Consider the following 6,210-nt stretch of genomic DNA (forward strand, 5'->3'; position numbering starts at 1 on the left):
GGGCGGTGAAGATATCAAAGACCCGTTTTCCGGTAAATCGCAATGCGGCTCCGCTTAAGTGAACAGCATTGCGCCCCCAAGGCGCTGTTCCCCTTCTATGTGCCGAACCATCCCGGCCAGCTCGGGGTCTTTCCCCTGAGCGGCGATGCCATCTTCCTGCCGGAGGCGGCGGTGAGCGGGGACGAGAAGGTGCAGATTGAACCCGAGGTGGCACTGTGGTGCGAGCTGGAGTACGCGGGGGAGCAGGTGGTGGCCATCCATCCCAAGGCGTTTGGCGCCTACAACGACTGCTCCATCCGTCGCCCCAATGCCAACAAGATCAGCGAGAAGAAGAACTGGGGTGAAGAGAGCAAGGGGCTGGCCGCGAACCTGCTGCCCCTGACCCACTTTGCCGCAGGATGCGAGCTCGATGACTACCGCATCGCCTGCTATCTGGAGCGGGACGGGGAGCTGCACCCCTACGGGATCGACAGCGCGGCGGTGGACTACAGCTACTTCCACGGTCAGTTGCTGGCGTGGGCCATCGACAAGTTCAACCATCAGCAGGACGAAGGCCCGGCCGAGCATATCCAGGGGCTGCTGGCCCAGGCGGGGCGCCCGGCCCATGCGCTCATCAGCATTGGCGCCACCCGCTACACCCCCTTTGGCGAGACCCACTTCCTCGCTCCCGGTGACACCGCCTGCGTGGTGGTCTACCCCGCCAGTCGCTACAGCGAGAGCGACATTCGCGAAGCCATCGCGACCCGCCGCGTTGGCGCCGATGTCTCTGTCCTGCTCCAGGCGGTCAAGACCCGTTGATCGCGATGCCTTCCCAACCTGGGGAGGCATCTTCTTTCTCTATTATGCCTGCGCACACTCCATGCTGGCGTCATGCATGATCAGCCGAAAGAGGAGTGGCAGATCAGGTGGGTTGCCATGGTGGTGATCAGAGAGTGCAGGGAGCAGGATCTGGCGGCTTGCTCAGCCTTTACGCCGAGCTCAGACCACGGGATCCCGTGATGCCGCTTTCCATGGCGAGGGAGACGCTCGCGAGCCTGCTGGCCAGGCCCGAGGTGCGGATCATCGTGGCGAAGGTGGGCGGTGAGCTCGCCGCCACCTGCCAGCTCGGGGTGATCCCGACCCTGAGCAACGGCGGCAGGCCCTTTGGCATCATAGAGCACGTGGTAACGGCCTCTGCGTTCCGACGCCAGGGGCTGAGCCAGAAGGTGCTTGAACAGGCGCTCTCCCTGGCCTGGGGGCTGGATGGCTACAAGGTGATGCTGCTCTCGGGGGAAGGGCGCGATGAAGCCCATCGCCTCTATGAGAAGCTGGGCTTCAAGGCGGGCATCGAGAAGGGGTTTGTCATCAAGCAGGCAGAGGCCCAGGGCTGCACCTTGACGAGGTTCGGCCCCAAGGCTTAGCATCGGCGCTTTTGCCATAAATTGAGCCAACAATTCATGAAGATAGAACCAGCACAAACCGAGGATTACCCGGCCCTGATCGCTCTCTGGGAGGCCTCGGTACGCGCTACCCATCACTTCCTGCAAGAGGAAGACATCGCCACCCTCAAGCCTCTCATCCTCGAACACTATTTCGATGCCGTGCGCCTTTATTGCGCCAGGCAGGATGGCGTGATCGTCGGTTTTATCGGGGTGGCTGAGGGCAATATCGAGATGCTGTTCATCGCTCCCGAGGCGAGAGGGGGCGGGGTCGGCCGCCAGCTGGTGGACCACGCCATCCGTTGTCTGGGGGCGACTCGCGTGGACGTCAACGAACAGAATGCCCAGGCTGTCGGCTTCTACCAGCACCTGGGCTTCGAGGTGACGGGGCGCTCCCCCCTGGATGGCCAGGGCAAGCCCTATCCCCTGCTGCACATGGCCTTGGCCGCCGGTTAAGGGCGCCAGAGCATAAAAAAACCGCCCTCGGGCGGTTTATTGTTGTTCAGGACGCAGTGCTCGCGCCGCCTCACTCCTCGTTGGAGTTGTCCTGATAGTCGCCCCGCTGGGCCTTGGGCAGGCGGCGCATGGGGGCGAAACCGATGTCCTCGCCCACCACTTCCCGCTTGCGGGACTTGTTTTGCGCAGGCTGGGCCGGCTTCTTGGCGCCATCCCCCTTGCCTTTCCCGGCGGCGGGTTTGCCCTTGGCGTTGGCATGGCCACGGGCGCGGGGCGGGTTTTGCACCGGCTTGCTGCCCGGCAGGGTCTGGCGGCTCGGCTTGCCGCTCGGCTCGTACCCTTCCAGGATCTCCACGGTCAGGGATTGGCCGATCAGCGCCTCGATCTCCTTGAGCTGACCCAGCTCGTCCTGGCTCACCAGGGAGATGGCCTCGCCGCCGCGCCCGGCACGGCCGGTGCGGCCGATGCGGTGGATGTAATCCTCCGCCATCTGGGGCAGCTCGAAGTTGATCACGTGGGGCAGCTGATCGATGTCCAGACCCCGTGCGGCGATATCGGTGGCAACCAGCACCCGCACCTTGCCTTCACGAAAATCCGCCAGCGCCCGGTTGCGGGCCCCCTGGCTCTTGTCACCGTGGATGGCGACCGTATCCAGGCCATCTTTCTGCATCTGCTGGGCGAGCCTGTCGGCAATCTGCTTGGTGCGCACGAACACCAGCACCCGCTGCCAGTTGCCACGGCCAATCATGTGGGAGAGCATCTCCCGGCGGCGTTCCCGATCGACCTGGATGATGCGCTGGCTTACCTGCTCGGCGGCGGTGTTGCTGGGATCCACCTCGATGAGGGTGGGATCCTTGAGCAGATCGTCCGCCAGCGCCTTGATGTCATTGGAGAAGGTGGCGGAGAAGAGCAGGGTCTGACGCTCCTCCGGCAGGGCCTTCATGATGCGGCGAATGTCGGTGATGAACCCCATGTCGAGCATTCTGTCCGCTTCATCCAGCACCAGCACCTCGAGGGCGCTCAGGGTCAGGGCGCCCTGGGTCAGCAGATCCAGCAGGCGGCCCGGGGTGGCGACCAGGATGTCGACCCCGAGCTTGATGGCGTCCAGGTTCGGCTTGATGCTGACGCCGCCATAGGCGATCAGGGTACGAAACGGCAGGTGGTGGGCATATTTGATGATGCTCTCGCCCACCTGGGCGGCCAGCTCCCGGGTCGGGGTCAGCACCAGGGCTCGCACCTGGCGACGACCGCCACGGCCGTGGTTGGCCAGCAGTCGATGAAGCATGGGCAGGGTGAAACCGGCCGTCTTGCCCGTGCCTGTCTGGGCGCCGCCCAGCACGTCCTGCCCGGCCAGGATGGCGGGAATGGCTTGCTGCTGGATGGGGGTGGGTTGTTCGTAACCCAGCTCCTTGACGGCCCGCAGGATGTGCGGTGACAGACCCAGTTCATTGAATGACATGTTCGAGGGACACTCCGAGCCTTGGGCTCAACGGGTGACGGCAGCCTTGGTCCGTCACGACATGGAAAATAGGGTGGGCCGCCATCGAGGCTGGGCCTGAGCCCGGCAAAGCGACCGCACAAGAGACAGTGGGCGCGTAATATAGCAGATGCGAGGCGCACGCGCAGCAGCCGTGTCGCGAGCAGGGTTGCCACGGCCATCCCGGCAGGGAAAGGCCAGGGGGCGCTAAGAGGGGCCCCCCTGGCCTCGGCGCACGCCCGTCAGAGCAGTCCCTCGATGGCCTGCACCAGATCCTCCGGCCTGGTCTGGGGGGCGAAGCGGTCCACCACCCGGCCTTCACGGTCAATCAGGAACTTGGTGAAGTTCCACTTGATGGCCTCGCTGCCAAGGAGTCCGGGCTTTTGCTCCTTGAGCCAGCGATAGAGGGGGTGGGCCCCGGCGCCGTTGACCTCGCACTTGGCCATCAGGGGGAAGCTGACAGGGTAGTCGAGCGAGCAGAAGCGGGCGATCTCCTCGGCATCGCCCGGCTCCTGATGGCCGAACTGATCGCAGGGAAAGCCCAGGATCTCGAAGCCTTGGGGGCCGAACTGGCGATAGAGGGCCTCAAGCCCGGTGTATTGGGGGGTAAAACCGCAGCGGCTTGCCACGTTGACCACTAGCACGACACGGCCCTGCAGATCGGCGGTGGACCAGGCCGTGCCATCGAGTCGTTGCAGGGGGATGAGGGGCAGGGGCATGGTTTCTCCTGATGCAAGAGGGGCGACAAGGCGCCCGGGGACAATCCTTGCACGTTAACGGGCCGAGGGCCGGGGAGCAAGGGGGAGGGCGTCTGTTCCCCCCAGACTCCTATTGATGGCGGGACTTCTCAAGAGAAGCAATCCGGTTTGTGCCGATGGTCCGAAGTCGCTACAAAGCGCACTCTCTCCCCTCGCTGCGAGCCTATCTTGGACTATCAAGCCGTCATGGATGCCATCTACACCCGGGGTTGGGTGATAGTGGATGATTTTTTAACCGCCGCCGAGGTGGATGCCCTCAAGGCCTGCCTGCCGGACGAGTGGCGACCGGCGGGGATCGGGCGCGAGACCCTGCATCAGGACAACCGCGATATCCGTCGGGATCAGATCCACTGGCTCGACGCCTCCCTCGGCGCGCCGGTGGCCGACTATCTGGCCCGGATGGAGTCCCTGCGTCTGGCCGCCAATCGCAGCCTGATGCTGGGGCTGTTCGACTACGAGGCCCACTTTGCCCGCTACCGTCAGGGGGACTTCTACGTCACCCATCGCGACGCCTTCGCCGGGCGATCCAACCGCCGGCTCACCTCGGTGTTCTACCTGAACAACGACTGGCAGCCAGAGGCGGGGGGAATATTGCGGGTCTATGACGACAGCGAGCAGTTTCTGATGGATGTCTCCCCCCGGGGCGGGCGGCTGGTGCTCTTCCTGTCTGAAGAGTTTCCCCACGAGGTGCTGCCCGCAAGCCGGGAGCGCTACAGCATTGCCGGCTGGTTTCGGGTCAACGGCAATGGCGCCGGGCGGGTCGATCCCCCCCGCTGAGCGCATTTCATCCTGTTTCTGACACAGGAAGAGACTTTTATCTGTCCGGGCAGGGGGAGGTGCGCCCCATCGGCTGACAAGGCTTCCCCTCCCTTGCTACACTGCCCGCACTTATGTTCGTTTCTGGCTTCGTCCGGTTTTCATGCGGTTGGGTTTGACATGGTGATGACGAAGCCACTTCTCCCAAGGGATCACATCTAATGAAGAACATGCATGTCTTGCTGCTCTGCGGCGGTGGCGGCTCCGAGCACGAAGTCTCGCTGCGCAGCGCCAATTTCCTCGAAAAACAGCTCGGGCTCCTGCCCGGTATCGAAGTGACCCGGGTCGAGATGTTTGCCGACCGCTGGCTCTCCGCCGACGGTCGCGAGTGCAAGCTGGGGCTGGACAAGCTGCTCTCGTTCGACAGCGTGGCCCGTCCGGTGGACTACGTGGTGCCCTGCATCCACGGCTATCCCGGTGAGACCGGCGATCTGCAATCCTTCCTCGAGCTGGCCGGCCTGCCTTATCTGGGTTGTGACGCCGAGGCGAGCAAGGTGTGCTTCAACAAGATCACCACCAAGCTGTGGCTCACCGCCATCGGCATCCCCAATACCCCCTACCTGTTCCTGACCGAGCAGGGCGAGGCGAGCCTGACCGAGGCGAAAGCGGCGCTGGCCAAGTGGGGCAAGGTCTTCATCAAGGCGGCCTCCCAGGGCTCTTCCGTGGGTTGCTACTCCGCCAGCAACGAGGCAGATCTGGTGAAGGGCATTGCCGATGCCTTCGGTTACTCCGAGCAGGTATTGATCGAAAAAGCAGTCAAGCCCCGCGAGCTGGAAGTGGCGGTCTACCAGTATGGTGACGAGCTGGTGGCCACCTATCCGGGGGAGATCTGCGTACCCCAGGACAAGTTCTACACCTATGAAGAGAAGTACAGCAGCGCCAGTCACACCGAGACCGCGCTCAAGGCCGAGGGGCTGACTCAGGCCCAGGCCGATGCCATCCACGAGTACGCCTTGAAGGCGTTCCGTCAGCTCAAGCTGACTCATCTGTCGCGCATCGACTTCTTCCTGACCGAAGAGGGGGAGATTTTGCTCAACGAGATCAACACCTTCCCGGGCATGACCTCCATCTCCATGTTCCCGAAACTGCTGGAGCACCACGGCCACAGCTTCGCGCACTATCTGGAGCAGATCCTGCGAAAGTCGGTCTGATGTCGCCAGACCCGGTTGCAACGGATGGTGAGTAGGGGCCTCAGGGCCCCTTTTTTCAGGTTCATCGCGGCTTTCCGGGGAAGGCCGCCTTGATTTTCAGAAAAAAGTATTCTGAGTCCCTAAATCCATATGCC

The 6,210-nt window shown here is 63.4% G+C and carries 5 protein-coding genes and 2 pseudogenes; 5 read left to right on the plus strand and 2 right to left on the minus strand.

Annotated elements, in window-relative coordinates:
* Positions 1-72: 72 nt before the first annotated feature.
* The 3 genes and pseudogenes from PG892_RS21155 to PG892_RS21165 all read left to right on the plus strand — a co-directional run.
* Positions 73-798, plus strand: a pseudogene (locus PG892_RS21155) (DUF5718 family protein); the annotation flags it as partial.
* A gap of 117 nt (positions 799-915) precedes the next feature.
* Positions 916-1,400 (plus strand): annotated as a pseudogene (locus PG892_RS21160) (GNAT family N-acetyltransferase).
* 36 nt (positions 1,401-1,436) lie between these two features.
* A complete protein-coding gene (locus PG892_RS21165; RefSeq protein WP_010674870.1) occupies positions 1,437-1,874 on the plus strand; it encodes an acetyltransferase in 438 nt (145 codons plus the stop codon).
* A gap of 70 nt (positions 1,875-1,944) precedes the next feature.
* Here PG892_RS21165 and PG892_RS21170 read toward each other — a convergent pair whose 3' ends face one another.
* Both PG892_RS21170 and PG892_RS21175 read right to left on the minus strand, forming a co-directional pair.
* Positions 1,945-3,333, minus strand: a complete 1,389-nt coding sequence (locus tag PG892_RS21170) for a DEAD/DEAH box helicase (protein WP_010674869.1) — start codon at positions 3,331-3,333, stop codon at positions 1,945-1,947.
* A 260-nt stretch (positions 3,334-3,593) separates the two neighbouring features.
* Positions 3,594-4,070 carry a glutathione peroxidase gene (locus PG892_RS21175; protein WP_039038588.1) on the minus strand — a complete coding sequence of 159 codons (477 nt, stop codon included), beginning with the start codon at positions 4,068-4,070 and terminating at the stop codon, positions 3,594-3,596.
* Between the two features lie 207 nt (positions 4,071-4,277).
* On the opposite strand from PG892_RS21175, the gene PG892_RS21180 reads away from it, so the two are divergent.
* A complete protein-coding gene (locus PG892_RS21180) occupies positions 4,278-4,886 on the plus strand; it encodes a 2OG-Fe(II) oxygenase (protein WP_029314582.1) in 609 nt (202 codons plus the stop codon).
* Positions 4,887-5,086: 200 nt separating this feature from the next.
* On the plus strand, positions 5,087-6,076 hold the full coding sequence (locus tag PG892_RS21185) for a D-alanine--D-alanine ligase (protein WP_069784642.1): 990 nt from the start codon (positions 5,087-5,089) through the stop codon (positions 6,074-6,076).
* The last annotated feature ends 134 nt before the right edge of the window (positions 6,077-6,210 follow it).

It is taken from the genome of Aeromonas sp. QDB68 (assembly GCF_027707405.1).
Lineage (GTDB): Bacteria > Pseudomonadota > Gammaproteobacteria > Enterobacterales > Aeromonadaceae > Aeromonas > Aeromonas caviae.

What these genes read in the sequence shown, in the direction of transcription:
- PG892_RS21170 (WP_010674869.1), bottom strand. Translation starts at nt 3,333, where the DNA reads ATGTCATTCAATGAACTGGGTCTGTCACCGCACATCCTGCGGGCCGTC.
- PG892_RS21165 (WP_010674870.1), top strand. Translation starts at nt 1,437, where the DNA reads ATGAAGATAGAACCAGCACAAACCGAGGATTACCCGGCCCTGATCGCT.
- PG892_RS21175 (WP_039038588.1), bottom strand. Translation starts at nt 4,070, where the DNA reads ATGCCCCTGCCCCTCATCCCCCTGCAACGACTCGATGGCACGGCCTGG.
- PG892_RS21185 (WP_069784642.1), top strand. Translation starts at nt 5,087, where the DNA reads ATGAAGAACATGCATGTCTTGCTGCTCTGCGGCGGTGGCGGCTCCGAG.